Consider the following 16335-nt stretch of genomic DNA (forward strand, 5'->3'; position numbering starts at 1 on the left):
CTCCCGCGAGGGGAGAGGGAGTGAAGACCCGGCGCAGCGCGTGTTACCCCCCGCCGCTACCAGGCCTTCGATTTACTCCGCCTCAATCCCCGCCGCCTTGATCACCTTGCCCCACTTCTGCGTCTCTGCAGCCTGGAACTTGGCGAGTTCATCGGGCGTGGTGGTCCAGGCTTCGGAGCCCGCGTTCTCGAAGAAGCTCTTGGCCGCTGCGCTCTTGGTGGCGGCGGTCAGCAGCTCGTTCAGGCGCGCCACCACCGGCGCGGGCGTGCCTGCGGGCACGTAGGCTGCAAACCAGTAGCCCATGTCGTAGCCCTTCACGCCCGCTTCGTCCAGCGTGGGCACATCGGGCAATTGCGCGCTGCGCTTTTGGGTGGAATAGCCGAGCGCACGCAGCTTGCCCGCCTTGACCTGGGGCACGCCGGTGGAGGTGTCGGTGATCATCAAATCGATCTGCCCGCCCAGCAGGTCGGTGATGGCCAGCGGGTTGCTCTTGTAGGGCACGTGCAGGATGTCCACGGCCGCCAGCTGCTTGAGCATTTCGCCCGCCATGCGGCTCGATGAGCTGCCGCTGCCAAAGCTGAGCTTGCCGGGGTTCTTCTTGGCAAAGGCCAGCAACTCGCCCACGTTTTTGTACGGCGCGCTGGCGTTGACCACCAGCACCTGGCCGCCCTTGCCCAGGCCGGTGACGGGGGCGAAGTCCTTCACCGGGTCGTACGAGAGCTTTTTGTACAGGTGCTCGTTGGCGGCGTGGGTGGTGTTGGTGGTGATGAGCACGCTGTAACCATCGGCCGCCGACTTGGCCACGGCCGACGCGGCGATCATGCCGCTGGCGCCCGCCTTGTTGTCGATGACCACGGGCTGCTTGGTGTCGTTGGTAATGGACTGGCCCAGCGCGCGTGCCAGCTGGTCGGTGGCGCTGCCCGCAGCAAAGGGCACGACAAAGGTGATGGCCTTGGTCGGATAGGCACCAGCCGCCTGGGCCAAGGCCGCTGGGGCGTGCAGTGCACCCAGCGCCAGTGCTGCAGCAGTGGCGAGCAGAGCGCGGCGGGGGGATGAATGGGTCATGTTGTCTCCTGGTGTTGGTATGGATGAAAAAGCGAAAAGGGAGGTCTAGGCCGTGGGACCGCCAAAGTGCGGCGCCAGGTGCGCGGGCACCGTGACGGGCATATCGAGCAGCAGGTAGCTCAGCGCCTTGCCGTGGCTGTCGAGGTTGAGCGAATCATTCACGCCACCGTCGAGCACATCGTCCAGCACGATGTTCATGGCCTGCAGCTGGGGCAGCAGGTAGCGTGTGACCTGGCGCGGGCGGCGCTGGGCAAACTGCTGTGCCACGGCGGCCTCGGTGACCTGTTCAACCAGCACATCCCACAGCGCGGGGTGCCAGGCGATGACGCTGATGTTGGAGCGGTTGCCTTTGTCGCCAGTGCGGCTGTGGGCCAAGCGGTACAGGGGCACGGTGATGGTGGTTGTCATGGTGTGGGCACTCCTCAATCCACCATCTCAAACCGCACGGCCACGGCCTCGCGCGGCACCAGGCACGACACGGTGCCCAGGCGCGGCCGCATCGCCGTGCGCACGCCACCACCGCCCGCGGGGCCGCAGGTGTACAGCGCGGTCACCTCGCGCACCAAGCGCTGGGCGCTGGCGTGGTCGCGGTGCTGCAGGGCCACGCGCAGGCGCACATCTCGAGCGTCATTGCCATCGTTGTGGGGGGCATCCAGCCAGCGGCTGGTGTCGTCGCCAAAGATGCTGGTCACGCCAATCAGGTCGATGCGCAGCGGGCCCAGGCCCTGCAGGCGCTCGCGCAGCACCTCGCCCGCCAGTCGGGCACGGGCCTCAGCGCGCGGGCCGGCGTAGGAGATTTCGCCCTCGGCAAACCAGCCCGATTCAAAACACACGTTGACTTTGAGCGTGGCGGGCCGCGCGTGGCCCTGCACGCCCTCCAGCCGCACCGCGTCGGCGCCCACGGTGGTCACGCGGGCGGTGGTGATGTCGGCCACCACATCGGGTGTGAGGTACGCCGCCGGGTCGTGCAGCTCGTACAGCAGCTGTTCCTTCACCGTGCGCTCGGTGATGCAGCCGCCCGTGCCTGGGGGCTTGGTGATGGTGCAGTGGCCGTCGGCGCCGATCTCGGCGATGGGGTAGCCCAGTTGGGCGAGGCCCGGCACGTCCTTGTAGCCGGGGTCAGCAAAGTAGCCGCCGGTGACCTGTGCGCCGCATTCCAGCAAATGCCCTGCCATGGTGGCGCGGGCCAGCCGGTCGCAGTCGTCCAGCGCCCAGCCGTAGTGCGCCAGCGCGGGGCCCAGCACCAGCGATGGGTCGGCCACGCGCCCGCACACCACGATGTCGGCACCCGCGCGCAGCGCATCGGCAATGGCCTGCGCACCGATGTAGGCGTTGGCGCTGACGATGGGCTCGGTGGGCATCGCGCTGCCCAGTGCACCCTGCAGCAGCGCACGGTGGTCAGGGCCGCTCAGGTCGTCGCCCTGCAGCACGGCGATGCGCGGGCGGGCAAGGCCCAGTTCGGCCGTCAACGCGTGGATACGGCGCGCGGCACCGTGCGGGTTGGCCGCGCCAAAGTTGCTGACGATGCGCACGCCGTGCGCCAGGCACTGCGCCAGCACGGGGCGCAGCAGGTCCACCAGCAGGGGTTCGTAGCCCGTATCGGGATCGGTGCGGCGGGCGAGCTGGGCCAGCGCCAGCGTGCGCTCGGCCAGCGTCTCGAAGATGAGCACCGCAGGCTGGCCGCTGGCGATGAGCGCCTGCACCACGGGCAGGGCCGCGTCGGTGCGGTCGCCCGAGAAGCCGGCGGCGCAGCCCACCAGCAGTTTTTTGTCAGCGTTGTTCGCCATGGAATCGTTGTCTCCTGCGCCCACTGTAGGCAGGCTGCGGTATTCTGTGAAATCGATTGTTACGATGAATCCATCTGAAGTCCGGATGAATCACATCAACCCCGCATGAGCGCTCCTCACCTCTCCAGCCGCCAGCTCGATGCCTTTCTCGCGCTGGCCGAGCAGCGCAGCTTCACACGCGCCGCCACGTTGTGCCATTTGTCGCAGCCCGCGTTCAGCGCCCTCATCCGTGCGCTGGAGGACGACCTGGGCCTGCGTCTGTTTGACCGCAGCACACGGCATGTGGACCTCACGCCCGAGGGGCAGAACTTTCTGGAGTCGGCCCGCCGCATTCGCGCCGAAATCACCGGCGCCCTGGCCGCCGTGCGCAGTGCCGCCACGCTACAGCGCGGGCGTGTGGCCGTAGCGCTGCTGCCGTCACTGGCCGCAGGCTGGCTGCCGGGCGTGCTGGCGCAGTACCGCGCGGCGCACCCGGGCATCGAGATCGATATTGCCGATGTGTTGTCCGAGCCCTGCATCGAGCGCGTGGCCAGCGGCCATGCCGACTTTGCGCTGGCCGCCATCCGCGCCAACACGCCCGCGCTGCAGGCCGAGCCGTTCTGCAGTGATGACTTTTACGTGGTGTGCCCCCCCGACCACCCGCTGGCGCGCCGCCGCAAGGCCATCACCGCACAGGACCTGGCGGCGTGGCCCTTCATCCACCTGGCGCGCACCAGCAGCGTGCGCCAGTACCTGGAGGCCGCCCTGCACCCGCAGGCCATGCACACACTGATGGAGGTGGAGCAACTCGCCACCGTGATGGGCATGGTGCGCGCGGGGCTGGGCATCAGCGTGGTACCGGCGCTCACGCTGTTCCACTTTGACCAGCCGGGGCTGGTCACGCGGCCGCTGTCGCTGCCGGGGCTCACGCGGCAGATCTACCTGGTGCGGCGACGGGACGAGAGCCTGTCTGTGGCGGCGCAGGCGCTGTATGCGCAGGTGATGGCGCAGCGGCCTTGAGTGGCGCCCCAAGAAAGCTACACATTTGATAGCTTAAAGCGCTTGATGGACGAGCGGTAACAGCCTTTTTCGCTTCAAGAAACTAGCCGATCAGTTCAAACTGCCCCCGGTGTTCGAACCGCCCGTCCACCACCTGCCCCACCCACAGCGCGGCCACCTGGCCCGGCACCGACACGCCCGCCTGGTTGCGCGCAGCGCACCACGCGCGCGCCAGAGGCGCGGACTCGAAAGTGCCCACAGTGATGTGTGGGGTGTAAGGTAAATCTAGCCGCAGCGCATCGGCCAGCGGGCCCGTGTAGAGCGCGTCGTGCAGCAGTGACAGCGCCGCGTAGCCTTCATCCGGCACCAGGTAGGCATGGGCACGCGGGCTGTGGGCGTCGGTGCCCAGCATGGCGTAGCGGCAGTGAAACGCGATGGGTGCCGTGCGCGCTGCCACCGCCGCCACATGGGCAAGGTAGGTGGCTGCGTCCACCGAGTTGCTGGCAAACACCAGCGTGAAGTGAGGGCGCACCAGCGCATGGCCGGTGGGGTCGTTGGCCGCGCGCCAGGTGTCGATGGTCTGCAGATCTCCCGCGTCACACTCGGGGTACGCGACGGTGTAGAGGGTGGGATTCAAGGGGAAAACTCCGCGCTGCATCTGAAAAGTTACGGCTGTTGGCTAGGCCTGAGAGCCAGTTTTCGGAAAGGCCGTTCGTTGTTGTACTGAGCCCCTACGGCGCGACGATTGAAGACGTCCAACATTAAGATCCCACAACGAACGCAACTGGTTAATCGCCCTCAGGAGGGGTTGATGAAAGTTTATGTTGATACAGGCGGCATGTTGAAAGAGATCGCAGAGCTTGAAGCCTCGGGACTGATCGCAACCCACTATTTCCCTTTTGAACAACGCAGCCGGAAGGTGGCCAATTTCGCCCCTGGTTCGGCTTCCACCTGGGAACAAGCCCATTTGAGCTGGGCTGAGGATACCGGCAGCTGGGACGACGATGCACCAACAGCTCACTTTGAGCCGCTGCGAAAACTCATTGGAAAACGCGTTGACGCGCAACATCTCGACTCCGCTATCAAAGCCGGATGCTCCATCTTCATAACCAGTGACAAAACAGATATTTGGTCAAAACGAAAGGCCATCGGGGCACTGACAGGCATTCGCGTTTTACACATGCCCACGGAGCTCGAAGTACTGAGACGATTGGCGGCCCGCCCACCTGACCAGTGAGCGGAAACAGGAACCGGCAACGATGTGGGCTGGGCTGTGTGGACTAAGCGCGACCCAGCACCGCCAGCTCCTGGTGCAGCAGCAACTCCACCTCAGTCGGCTCGAACTGGTCCTGCAGCAGCGGGATGGCAAAGCGGTATTCGCCTGCCTCATGTTTGCGCAGCACATAGGCCAGCTGCAGGCGTGCCAGTGACTGGCGCAGGGCCTGCGCGTCGCCCGCGATGCCGTGGCTTTGCAGCAGCTGGGCCAGGGTGACCAGGCTGGTCTGCCCGGCCTGGACTGTGTGGTAGACCACGATGCGGTCGAGGCGGCAGGCGGCTTCGTCGTGGCTCAGGCGGCCCCAGCCGGCCAGTGCGTCCTGCACGGCCTGCGAGGCCAGGGCCTGGTCGAGATGGCGCTTTTCGATCACGCGTTCGCCGGGCAACAGCGCCTCCAGGCATTCCTGGCACAGGATGGCCACCAGGTTGGCACGCTGGCCGCTGGCGTCGATGAGGCGATCCACCAGTTTTTCGTTGTCAAAGCCCAGGCGCAGCTTGCGCAGTGGTTCGGTGGCCAGTTCGCGGCAAGCGGCGCGCTCCAGGCCGCCAATGGCCAGCACCTCGCCAAAGTTGCGCAGTGGGCTTTGGTAGTCGAGCACGGCCGTGGCATACAGGTCCCAAAAGCCCGCCAGCATGAACCAGCAGCGCCCCTCTTCGCTGAGCGCGCGCAGGGTGGACAGCTGCACGTAGCCGTTGGCCGATTCATCGCGGAAGAACAGGTCGGCCTCGTCGATCAGCAGCACCAGGCGCTTGCCCTGGTACTGCGCCTGCAGATGGTCCACGATGGCTTCAAGCGGCGTGTCGGCCGACAGGCCAAACTGCAGCGCCATGCGCGGCGCCAGGCGGTGATCGCGCAGCGAGACGTAATGGCACACGGTATGCGGGTGGCCCGCCATGCGGCGCTGCACGGCCTTGAGCAGGCTACTTTTGCCGAGCTGGCGCCCACCCACCACCAGGTAGTTGGCGGGCTCGCGGTTGATGACACGCGCCAGCAGCTGGGCGCGGCCGAAGAAGGCGCCTTCGCGCGTGACGCCGCCGCGCGTCTGGTACGGCGAGATGCGGGTGATGCGCAGCTGCGCGGCCAGTTGGCGCAGCAGCGCTTGCAGCGCCTCGCCGCCGATCAGCCATTCGGTCTGGCTGGCGCTGTCCACCATCACATGCAGATTGGCGCGGTCGTCGGCATGGGCGCGCAGCAGCGGCCAGGGGGTATCCACGCTGTGCTCGCTCAGAATGAGCAGCACATCGCTGCCCGTCTGCGTGGCACGCAGCTGGCGCAGCACGGTGGCTTCGTCGATGCCGGGGTGGGCACAAACACCAAACAACGGTCCAGCGACACGGGCAGGTCGGGCGGAAACTGCCACTCGAACACCTGGCCGGGCAGCGCCCAATCCGTGCTGGGCTGGCAGCGGGCCGACACGCGCTCGGCCAGCGCGCGGGCCAATGCCGGGGCGCGCTCGCCGCCCGTGGCCTGGGCGCAGGCCACGGCGCGGCGCCAGTCCACCATGCGAATGTCGGCAGCCAGCAGCGTGGGTTCCAGCCGCCGCAGCCAGCGCAGCAGCCGGTCGATCTGAGGCAGCCGCGCCAGCGGGGTGCGGCGCAGGCGCGCGGGCCGCAGCTGCCCGGCGCCTATCATGGGGTGGCGCACCACCCATACCACGGCGCCTGCGGCAAAGATCACGCCGCACCACAGGATGAGCGAGCGCAGCCAGCCGAACGGGTCTGCGTCGGGTGCGGGTTTGACGGGCTCGAAGTCGTCGGAGCTGCCTTCCAGGCAGTTGATGGGCAGGTAGCCCGGTGGAATGGGTGGGTTGCCGGGGCGGCACGTCCAGGTGTGGGTGCCGGGTTTGAGCTCCACCACCACCTGGGTGCCCGCCAGCTTGCCCAGCTCGGGGTTGTGGGCGATGTCGGCCTGCAGCACGTTGGGGCGCGGAGACGTTACGCGCAGCTGCGGGTTGGCAATGCGCGGTGCGTATTGGTGGATGTCCTTGGGCCAGCCATCCAGCTCGTTGCGCGCCTCGATCATGGCGACGCGCCACTGCACCAGCTCGCCCCACACCGGGCCTACATTGACCGACGCCAGGAACGAGCCCCGCGTGACCGGGTTGAGCTGCGGCGTGAACAGCGCGCTGGCCACGAACAGCGTGACCACCGCAATGACCACGGCACGCACCACGGCCCTGGAGAAAAAGGGGCTCAAGCGTTCGAGCATGCGTCCAGCACCATCAAGCCTGCATCGCGGATGGTGGCGCAGCGCCAGTGCAGCCGCGCCGCATCGCCCGTGCCGCGCACGTGGATGAGGTTGCCCCAGAACAGGCTGCGCAGTTCGTCGTCCTGCAGATAGGGCCGCGCGCGGCCCAGATCGTCGGCCTGCAGCAGCTGCTGCAAGCGCGTGCGCGTGGCGGGCGCCTGGGCCAGCGGCAAAAAGGTTTGCCACAGGCGCGGGCTGCTGGTCAGGTGGGTGCGCAACGCAGCAGACGATGCATGACCATCACCCACCCCTTGGTCTACCAGCCACTGCAACCCTTCTTCAAACAACGCGGGATGGCCGCCGCTGAGCGCCTGCAAGTCGGCCACCACAAGCTCGGTCCAGGTGTGCTCGGGCCAGCGGTGGCGGGCCAGTTGCGTGAGGTCGTCCAGCGACGGGTCGGGCCAGTGGTGGACCTGCGCAATGTTGAGCAGGGAGAGATCGCCACTGCGGTATTTGAGGTCGGCCAGCGCCTGCCCGCCGCACAGCAGCAGGTGCAGGCGGCCGCTGTGCATCTCGCTCAGGCTGCGCAAGATGCCCGCCAGGGTTTCGCGCAGTGCGGGCGTTCCCTGCTCAAAGCGGCTGACCAGGCAGAAGATGCGCTCACCCGCCATCAGGCGGCGCTCCAGCGCGGATTCAAACTCGTAGTCCGACGCCACATCGCCCAGGCCACATTGGCGGCCGATGGCGGCGAAGTATTCGGCGGGCACCGTACTCACGCTGTAAGGCGGCTGGATGTGCAGCACCGAGCCCTCGCCGTACTGCGCGCGGGCGCGCTGCAGCAGCTCGTGCCGGAACGGCGGCTGCCCCCAGTGCGCGGGCGACAGCAGCAGCGAGATGGGGTATGGCACCGCCTGGGCCAGCTGCGCAAACACCTTGTCCTGGAACGCGGCAAACGGCTGCGCGCCGGTGGATTCGGCCTGCAGGGGAAATTCTGGTGCAAACCCGGCGGCGCAGAGCAGGCGGTTGGCCTCGCTCTCCGTCAGGCGCAGGTACCGGGTGCAGGACACCAGCTTGTCGCGCGAGCGCGGGTTGGGCACCGAGATGCCGTTGCGCCAGTTGTTCACCGCCTCACGGCTCAGGCCGATCTCGGTGGCCACGCCGGAGGCGCTGGCGCGGATGCGGCGCATGTAGACCGACAGAAGATCGGCAAAGGAATCAGGGGACATGGAGTTGTGGACTAACGAAGGCTGGTACACCGAGCCAAAACCAAGGGCAGCGAAAAACATGGGGATGGTGGGCAGGCATTGTCAGCCTTGCCAGACCACCGCCATCCCACTGCGCACTGCGGATGCACTACGCCAGGCGCTGCACCATGGGCCAGGCCTTGTAGCTGGCGAGGCCACAGGCCGTGAGTACCGGGCTGTACAGCACCATGGCGCCGACCACCGACATCAGCCAGCCGGGCTCTTCGTACTCGTCGGTATCGTCGGCCTTGGCTGTCGCGCCCTCCTTCAAGGGCTCCTTGCTGCGCCCCTCTTCTTGGCCCTCGCCCGAATCGCCGGTCATCTCCTGCACCAGCATCACGGCCACCACCAGCAGCGAGATGGCCAGCAGCGCGAGGTAGCCGTATTGCAGCGCGGGCTGCGTGAGCGGATAGAAATAGCCCGCCAGCAGCGCGGCCGGGGCCAGAAAGAACACGTGCATCATGAGCCTGTACCAGGGAAAACCGTCCGCCGGCCTTTCCAGCGCCCCCATGACCATGCGGTAGGTCAGCGCCCCCAGCACAAAGATCACCCCACCCCACCATTCGATTTGCGTCAGCATATTGTTGTTCTCCGGAGATTCTTTTACTGGGATGCCATCACCGTGGCGGGGCCATCGTCGCCAGGCGGGTCGGCGTCATCGTCTCCGTCGTCCCCGCGCAGCTCCTTTTGCTCAGTGACCATGTAGTACAGCGGCAGCGCAACGGCCAGAACCAGCCCCAGGCCCATCCACAGCCAGAAGCCTTTGAACAGCAACACGGTGACGACCGTGAATGCCACCGCATGCACCAGCCCCTTGAGCCCGGCGCGCAGCAGCAGCACGGCAATGAGGCCCTGCATGGGCGATTTGCCGCTTTTGCCCATGGCCTGCGCCATTTCTACGAAGGCCTCAGCCGCCTCCCGGGCCTCGCGCATGCGCTTTTCCTCCTGCTGGCGCAGCTTGGCCACGGCAAGGGGCTTGGCCGGGTCTTTGGAGCAGGCATAGGGGTCATCTGCCTCACCACCCTCCTCGCCGCCGTTGCCCTGGCCTTCGCCACCATGCTGCGCAGGCTCTGCCACTGCGCGCCACTGCGGGTTGGCGTCCATGAATGCCTTGCGCGACACCCACTGGCCCCGGTCGAAGTGCATGCGCTCGGTCTCCCCCACCTGGTCGTAGAAGATCTCCAGCACTGCAGCCCGCAGGCCCTGGTCAATCAGGGCTTCGAGCTGGCGCAGCGGTGGTGGGTCGCTCGTACCCGTGTCGAACTGGAGCAGAAGGTGCGTGGAAGCGGCAGATGCCGACGCATTGAACCATTGCGCATCCCACAGGGACTCCAGGTTTGCGGCCCCCAGCTTGTCCGCCCAGCGTTGGGCCTGTTCCGTGTTGTCTGAGCACAGGTATTGGTACGTGAGCTGTGCGAGCTTCAGCTTGATCGGGTCTTCGAAAAACAGTTGCAAGGTCAGGGTGTTTTGCGACATGGGAAACGCTGTTCACAGCGGTAGGCATTGCGATGGATTGGGATTGTGTGGACCAGGCCCGCGCATGTCCCCTGCAGGCTTGTCCATGCCGGGGCGGCGCGAGGTTGACAAAACGTCCACCCGCACGGGTCACCAAGGCGCTGATTGTCACAAAACGTTCATGCATACTGGCCGACTCGCGCGCAGAGCGCGCTTTCACCACAATTGGAGGGAAAACAACGATGCGATTCGATACCCGCTTTTTTGCACTGCTGTCTGGCTCCGCGCTGATGCTGGGCCCGGTAGCTGCGCAGACCGACCGGGCCGCGCCTGCCCGCGCCACCGCAGCCACCCCGGCCGCCACGAGCTTCGCAGGCAGCCCACGCGAGAAACTGGTGGTGGCCATGCCCAAGACCTATGCCAAAAGCGAAACCATGCTGCTGTGGGGGGACTACTTCAACCACCTGGCGCGCTGCGGCAACATTGATCTGCAGAATCTGCAAGGCGAATCGCTGGAGAAGAGCACCAACATCGATGTGCTGGGCGAAAAGGAGCTGATCGACAGCCTCCTCAGCGGCAAGGCACAGCTGGCGCAGGTCAACCCCGGCCTGGTGCCCCAATTGGTGGGCGCTGGCCAGCCTGCCCCGTTTGGTGTGCCCGGCAACAAGGCCAGCGGCAAACGCAATTCCTACACGCTGATCCTGATCTCGCGCGTGGACAGCCCTTTCACCAAGCCGCAGGACTTGGTGGGCAAGAAGATTGCCCACTCCACACCCACCTCCAACTCCGGCAACCTCGCGCCGCGCGCGCTGTTCCCGGCGATCGGGCTGGTGCCGGACCAGAACTACGAGGTGGTGTTCTCCAACGGCCACGAGCGCTCGGTCACAGGCGTGATGCACGGCTTCTACCCCGCCGCAGCCGTGGCCAGCGATTTGTACCAACGCATGGTGGTCAAGGGCGATGTGAAGGGCTCCAGCATCCGCACGCTGTGGGAGAGCCCGCCCTTCATGACCGAGACCTGGACGCTGGGCAAGGACGTATCGCCCGAGCTGCAGGCCCGCGTGAAGAAGTGCTCGTACAGCTACAGCTTTTCGCCCAAGCTGCGCCAGTTGCTGCCAGGCAATGACACCTTTTTGCCCATCAATTTCGAGCGCGACTTCGCGACGGTGATGGAGGTCTACACCAAGACGCAGAAGGCGCAGGCTGCCAAGGCTGCCGCCAAATAAGTCCCGGTGTCAAAAGCGTCTATCGCCGCGCCCGCAAGCCGGACTCTGGTTTGCGGGCTCAGATGGTGCAGCAACAGAGTGCCGCCATAACAAGACAGAGCCAGGAAGAACAGGCCGCCCGGCGCCAGCAGACCCTGGCAAGCAGGGATGCAAACACGAAAGCATCGCCGGTACCGGAAGGCCGTCGTACCCCTGGCCTGGTGGAAGCCATCAACACTCTTGTCTGAATGCGGCCACTCAGGGGGGACGCATTGCGAGAAGTGCGCCGCGGCAAATGCCATCAACTCCATCTCCGACAGCGCTCCAGAATGGTGGCCTGGATAGGTACGGAACCACGGCAGCGCCACCACACCGATGCACATCCTGCCGACAGCCGCTGCCAGCGCGCGCCTACACACCGACCCCCTTGCAGAGCCTACAGTGGATCGCACGAACAGCCGCTGCGCAGTGCACATTCCGTCAGGTGCCATAAGGTGACGTCAGGTGCAACGGCAGCCCCGGCAGCAACCCCAGCAGGAGCAAGCCCCATGCGCATTCACACCCCACCCCGTGCCCATTCGCCCTGGCCGCTGATCGTCGGCGCTGCCGCAATGATGGCGTTGCTGGCGCTCACGGCCTGCTCCACGCCCCGCGCGCCCGAGGGCATTCAGCCCGTTACGGGGTTTGACGCAGACCGCTATGCAGGCCACTGGCACGAGGTGGCACGCATCGACCACGCCTTTGAGCGCGGCCTGACCCAGACCAGCGCCACTTACAGCCGCAACGCCGACGACACGATCAAGGTGGTCAACCGAGGCTACGACCCAGTGCGCAAGGAGTGGAAGCAGGCCGAGGGCACGGCGCGCTTTGTGGACGAGCCCACGCGGGCGGCCCTGAAGGTGTCGTTCTTCGGGCCGTTCTATGGCGGCTACAACGTGGTGGCGCTCGATGAAAACTACCAGTGGGCCATGGTGGTGGGCTCCAGCACCGACTACCTGTGGATCTTGTCACGCACGCCCACCCTGCCCTGGCATGTGCGCGAGCACCTCATGGAGCGGGCACAGACGATGGGTGTGGATGTGCGCAAGATTCTGTGGATGCCTGCCGCCAGCGAGCAACACGCCAAGCGGGCCGTGATGACCTGAAAAGCTTCAACACCAGCAAGCGCAAATCGCTATATTTTTGATAGCTACTCACGCTTACCTAATAAGCGCCAGGGATCCTCTGCACGAATCGAGCGGCAAGTGTGCGCTGCGGATCGGGAGGGGCTGCAAGGCGCAAAACGCAGCGATAGCCGCAGCTATTGCGAGTATTTGCAACGCGGCAGACCGCCCGAGCCCGCAGATGCACGCGGCGCGGTGATTCGTGCAGAGGGTCCCTTGATGCCATTTCTATTCAAATATCAGCCGATACCCGGCACGGTGGCCGCCGCCACCAGGCGCTGGGTGTAAGGGTGTTGTGGTGCATCCAGCACGTCGTTCACGCTGCCACCTTCCAACACCGCGCCGTCCTTCATCACCACCACGTCGTGCGCCATGGCGCGGATCACATCAACGTCATGGGTGATGAGCAGGTAGCTCAGGCCCTTTTCTTTTTGCAGCCGCTGGAGCAAACCCAACACCTGCTGCTGGATGGTCACGTCCAGGGCGCTGGTGGGCTCGTCCAGCACCAGCACCTGCGGCTGCACAATAAGAGCCCGGGCGATGGCCAGGCGCTGGCGCTGGCCGCCTGAAAATTCATGCGGATAACGCTCCAGCAGACGGGGGTACTGTGCTTCGGCCAGTCCCACCTCTTCCAGCGCGGCCTCGACGCGCATGCGGCGCTGGGCCACGGTCAGTGTGGGCTCGTGCACCTTCAGGCCCTCGCCCACGATCTCTTCGACCGTGAGGCGCGGGGACAGCGACGAAAACGGGTCTTGAAATACCACCTGCACGCGGCGGCGCAGCTGCTGGTTGGCGGGGGTATTGCGCATGGCTGGTTGCTGCCACGCCTGACCCCCGACCTGCAACTGGCCGGCGTAAGGCAACAGCCCCAGGATGGCCTGCGCCAGCGTGGACTTGCCCGAGCCGGACTCGCCCACCACCCCCAGTGTTTGGCCCGGCAGCAACTGCAGCGTGGCGCCCTGCACAGCCACAAACTCGCCCTTCTTGAACCAGCCCTTGATGCCGGGCAGCGGCGTGGGGTAGACCACGCGCAGATCCTGCGTCTTCACCACCGGGGCAGTGCCTGCGGGCGGATCGGACTCGACCACATCGCGGCGGGGTTGGCTGGCAATCAGGCGGCGCGTGTAGGCGTGCTGGGGTGCACCAAAAACCTCGGCAACGGGGCCCTGCTCTACCAGCACGCCCTGCTCCATCACGGCCACGCGGTCGGCAAAGCGGCGCACCAGGTTGAGGTCGTGCGTGATGAGCAGCACGGCCATGCCCGTCTGGCGTTGCAGATCACTCAGCAAGTCCAGGATCTGGCCGCGCAAGGTCACATCCAGCGCGGTAGTGGGCTCGTCGGCCAGCAGCAGCTTCGGGCTGCTGGCCAGGGCCATGGCAATCATCGCGCGCTGGCGCTGGCCGCCTGAGAGTTGGTGTGGGAAGCTGTTGGCCCGGCGTGCAGGCTCGGGGATGCCGGTCTGGGCCAGCAGCTCGATGGCAGCCTGCGCGCACTGGGCGCCGGTCAGGCCTTTTTTGAGCTGCAGGATTTCGGCAATCTGCAGGCCGATGGTCATCAGCGGGTTGAGCGCGGTCATGGGCTCCTGGAACACCATGGCAATGTCGCCACCACGCACGCCGCGCATCTCGCGCTCTGTCAGCGCCAGCAGGTCGCCCCGCCCTTGCAGCGTTGCCTGCCCGGTGATGGCGGCATTGCCCGCCAGGCGCAGCAGGCTTAACGCGGTGATGGTCTTGCCGGAACCGGACTCGCCCACCAGCGCAAGCTTTTCGCCTGCGGCAATGCTGAAGTTGACGCCCCGCACCACTTCTTTGGGGCCAAAGCGAACGTGAAGGTCCTGAACCTGCAACAAAGGGGTCATGGCCGTAGGGGTCACTGGTCGGCCTTTCGGGGGTCCAGGGCATCGCGCAGCGCATCGCCCATGAAGGTCAGCAGCAACAGGGTGGTGACCAGCACCGCAAAGGTAGACAGCGAAATCCACCACGCGTCAATGCTGTTCTTGCCCTGGTTCAGCAGTTCACCGAGCGACGGCGTGCCCGGCGGCACCCCCAGGCCCAGGAAGTCGAGCGAGGTCAGCGCCAGGATGGCACCACTCATGCGGAAGGGCAAAAAGGTGACCACCGGCGTCAGGCTGTTGGGCAGGATGTGGCGCCAGATGATCTGGCTGTTGCTCACCCCCAGGGCCCGCGCGGCCTTCACATAATCGAGCTGGCGATTGCGCAGGAACTCGGCGCGCACATAGTCGGACAAACCCATCCAGCCAAACAGCGACAGCAGGATGAGCAGCAGCGCAATGCTGGGCGCGAACACGGCGCTGAAGATGATGAGCAGATACAGCTCGGGCATGGAGCCCCATATCTCGATGAAGCGCTGAAACGCCAGGTCGGTCTTGCCGCCAAAGAACCCCTGGATGGCCCCGGTGAGCATGCCCAGCAGTACGCCGGTGATGGTGAGTGCCAGACCAAACAGCACACTCACACGAAATCCGTACAGCAGCTGCGCCAGCAGGTCGCGCCCCCGGTCATCCGTGCCCAGCCAGTTGTCGGCCGTGGGGGCCGACGGGTTGGGCGATTTGGCAAAGTAGTTCAGCGTGTTGGGGCCGTAGGGGTTCAAGGTGTACAGCGCCCAGTTGCTGCCTGCGGTAATGCGCTCCTTGATGAAGGGATCGAGGTAATCGGTGGGGGTTTCGAAGTCTCCCCCGAAGGTCTTTTCGGAGTAGTCCTTGAGCATGGGAAAGTAGGTCTGCCCCTCATAGCGCACCATGAGCGGCTTGTCGTTGCTGACCAGCTCGGCACACAGGCTCACCAGCACCAGGGCGCAGAAGATCAGCAGGCTCCAATACCCCAGGCGGTTGCGCTTGAAGCGCAGCCAGGCACGGCGGGAGGGGGAGAGCGAAGGCGATGCGGAAGCAGAACTCATCAGGGCCATGGATTCGCTCGGGCTAGTCAAACTTCACGCGCGGGTCCACCCACACATAACAAAGATCGCTGATGAGCTTGGTCACCAGCCCGATCAGTGTGAACAAATACAAGGTGCCCAGCACCACCGGGTAGTCGCGACGGATCACACTCTCATAGCTGAGCAAGCCCAGCCCATCCAGCGAGAACAGGGTTTCGATGAGCAGCGAGCCCGCAAAAAAAGCACCGATGAACGCAGCCGGGAAGCCAGTGACGATGGGAATAAGGGCATTGCGGAACACATGCTTCCACAGCACCTGCCGCTCGCTCAAGCCCTTGGCGCGGGCGGTGAGCACATACTGCTTGCGGATTTCTTCGAGGAACGCGTTCTTGGTCAGCATGGCCGTCACCGCAAAACTGCCCAGCACCATGGCCGTGACGGGCAGCGCGATGTGCCACAGATAGTCCACGATGCGCGCGCCCCATGTCATTTCATCCCAGTTGGCTGAAGTAAGCCCGCGCAATGGAAACCATTGCAATTGCCCACCAAAAATGACCAGCAGCGCCACGCCCAGCACAAAGCCGGGAATGGCATAGCCCACCAAAATGAGCAGCGTGGTTACCAGATCAAAGCGTGACCCGGCGCGCACCGCCTTGGCCACGCCCAATGGCACGGCGACGAGGTAGCTGATGAAAAATGTCCACAGGCCCAGGCTGATGGAAACCGGCAGTTTCTCCTTCACCAGTTGCCACACATCCTTGTTCTGGAAAAAGCTCTTGCCCAGATCAAACCTCGCGAACTGTCCCAGCATCTGCAGGAAGCGCTCATGGGCAGGTTTGTCAAAGCCGTACAGCGCCTTGATCTGCTCCAGCCGTTTGGGGTCAACGCCCTGCGCGCCCCGGTAGCTCAGGCCGCCCCCCTCGGCGCCGCCACCGCCCACACCGGCCTTGGCCTCGGCCATGTACTGCTCCACCGGGCCGCCCGGCACGAACTGGATCACCACAAAGGTCAGCAAGAGCACGCCCAGCAGCGTGGGCAGCATGAGCAAGACACGTTTGAGAATATAGGCAAACATGGGT

At 65.5% G+C, this 16335-nt stretch carries 16 protein-coding genes; 4 read left to right on the top strand and 12 right to left on the bottom strand.

All coding sequences use genetic code 11. The features are described from left to right. Positions 1 to 72: 72 nt before the first annotated feature. Genes C8C93_RS09770 through C8C93_RS09780 form a run of 3 tightly spaced genes read right to left on the bottom strand, consistent with a single transcriptional unit; the run spans position 73 to position 2852 of the window. Positions 73 to 1065: a tripartite tricarboxylate transporter substrate binding protein gene (locus C8C93_RS09770; RefSeq protein WP_121506742.1), complete on the bottom strand. Its 993-nt coding sequence runs from the start codon at positions 1063 to 1065 to the stop codon at positions 73 to 75. A 45-nt stretch (positions 1066 to 1110) separates the two neighbouring features. Continuing rightward, positions 1111 to 1473 (bottom strand): hypothetical protein, encoded by a 363-nt coding sequence (locus C8C93_RS09775; protein ID WP_121506743.1) that lies wholly within the window; start codon positions 1471 to 1473, stop codon positions 1111 to 1113. A gap of 14 nt (positions 1474 to 1487) precedes the next feature. Continuing rightward, positions 1488 to 2852 (bottom strand): acyclic terpene utilization AtuA family protein, encoded by a 1365-nt coding sequence (locus tag C8C93_RS09780; RefSeq protein WP_121506744.1) that lies wholly within the window; start codon positions 2850 to 2852, stop codon positions 1488 to 1490. A 105-nt stretch (positions 2853 to 2957) separates the two neighbouring features. Here C8C93_RS09780 and C8C93_RS09785 point away from each other — a divergent pair, with 105 nt between their 5' ends. Then, positions 2958 to 3851, top strand: coding sequence for a LysR family transcriptional regulator (locus C8C93_RS09785; RefSeq protein WP_121506745.1), 894 nt, complete (start codon positions 2958 to 2960; stop codon positions 3849 to 3851). Positions 3852 to 3933: 82 nt separating this feature from the next. On the opposite strand, the gene C8C93_RS09790 is transcribed toward C8C93_RS09785, so the two are convergent. Then, positions 3934 to 4467, bottom strand: a complete 534-nt coding sequence (locus C8C93_RS09790; protein ID WP_158603259.1) for a 2'-5' RNA ligase family protein — start codon at positions 4465 to 4467, stop codon at positions 3934 to 3936. A 174-nt stretch (positions 4468 to 4641) separates the two neighbouring features. Between C8C93_RS09790 and C8C93_RS09795 the strand changes: the two genes are divergently transcribed. Next, positions 4642 to 5067: a hypothetical protein gene (locus C8C93_RS09795; RefSeq protein ID WP_147433749.1), complete on the top strand. Its 426-nt coding sequence runs from the start codon at positions 4642 to 4644 to the stop codon at positions 5065 to 5067. A gap of 43 nt (positions 5068 to 5110) precedes the next feature. On the opposite strand, the gene C8C93_RS25400 is transcribed toward C8C93_RS09795, so the two are convergent. The 5 genes from C8C93_RS25400 to C8C93_RS09815 form a co-directional block, all read right to left on the bottom strand. After that, positions 5111 to 6259, bottom strand: a complete 1149-nt coding sequence (locus C8C93_RS25400; protein WP_370110818.1) for an ATP-binding protein — start codon at positions 6257 to 6259, stop codon at positions 5111 to 5113. 71 nt (positions 6260 to 6330) lie between these two features. After that, on the bottom strand, positions 6331 to 7314 hold the full coding sequence (locus C8C93_RS25640) for a hypothetical protein (RefSeq protein ID WP_370108681.1): 984 nt from the start codon (positions 7312 to 7314) through the stop codon (positions 6331 to 6333). After that, the gene (locus C8C93_RS09805; RefSeq protein ID WP_199727009.1) at positions 7299 to 8519 is read right to left on the bottom strand and encodes a hypothetical protein; all 1221 of its coding nucleotides are present in this window, start codon (positions 8517 to 8519) and stop codon (positions 7299 to 7301) included. Before C8C93_RS09805 ends, C8C93_RS25640 begins: the two co-directional genes overlap by 16 nt. A gap of 127 nt (positions 8520 to 8646) precedes the next feature. Further along, positions 8647 to 9117 carry a hypothetical protein gene (locus C8C93_RS09810; protein ID WP_121506749.1) on the bottom strand — a complete coding sequence of 157 codons (471 nt, stop codon included), beginning with the start codon at positions 9115 to 9117 and terminating at the stop codon, positions 8647 to 8649. Positions 9118 to 9140: 23 nt separating this feature from the next. Continuing rightward, positions 9141 to 10013 carry a hypothetical protein gene (locus tag C8C93_RS09815; RefSeq protein ID WP_121506750.1) on the bottom strand — a complete coding sequence of 291 codons (873 nt, stop codon included), beginning with the start codon at positions 10011 to 10013 and terminating at the stop codon, positions 9141 to 9143. 221 nt (positions 10014 to 10234) lie between these two features. Here C8C93_RS09815 and C8C93_RS09820 point away from each other — a divergent pair, with 221 nt between their 5' ends. Then, positions 10235 to 11218: a PhnD/SsuA/transferrin family substrate-binding protein gene (locus C8C93_RS09820; RefSeq protein WP_233559305.1), complete on the top strand. Its 984-nt coding sequence runs from the start codon at positions 10235 to 10237 to the stop codon at positions 11216 to 11218. A gap of 527 nt (positions 11219 to 11745) precedes the next feature. Next, entirely contained in the window at positions 11746 to 12342 is a 597-nt protein-coding gene (locus tag C8C93_RS09825) for a lipocalin family protein (RefSeq protein WP_121506751.1), read from the top strand. A 257-nt stretch (positions 12343 to 12599) separates the two neighbouring features. On the opposite strand, the gene C8C93_RS09835 is transcribed toward C8C93_RS09825, so the two are convergent. The 3 genes from C8C93_RS09835 to C8C93_RS09845 are packed head-to-tail and all read right to left on the bottom strand — an operon-like array spanning position 12600 to position 16331. Continuing rightward, positions 12600 to 14219: an ABC transporter ATP-binding protein gene (locus C8C93_RS09835; protein ID WP_121419725.1), complete on the bottom strand. Its 1620-nt coding sequence runs from the start codon at positions 14217 to 14219 to the stop codon at positions 12600 to 12602. An 11-nt stretch (positions 14220 to 14230) separates the two neighbouring features. Beyond that, on the bottom strand, positions 14231 to 15277 hold the full coding sequence (locus C8C93_RS09840; RefSeq protein WP_121508729.1) for an ABC transporter permease: 1047 nt from the start codon (positions 15275 to 15277) through the stop codon (positions 14231 to 14233). Between the two features lie 22 nt (positions 15278 to 15299). After that, on the bottom strand, positions 15300 to 16331 hold the full coding sequence (locus C8C93_RS09845; RefSeq protein WP_121506753.1) for a microcin C ABC transporter permease YejB: 1032 nt from the start codon (positions 16329 to 16331) through the stop codon (positions 15300 to 15302). Positions 16332 to 16335: the final 4 nt, after the last annotated feature.

This window comes from Acidovorax sp. 93, assembly GCF_003633835.1.
GTDB lineage: Bacteria > Pseudomonadota > Gammaproteobacteria > Burkholderiales > Burkholderiaceae_C > Acidovorax > Acidovorax facilis.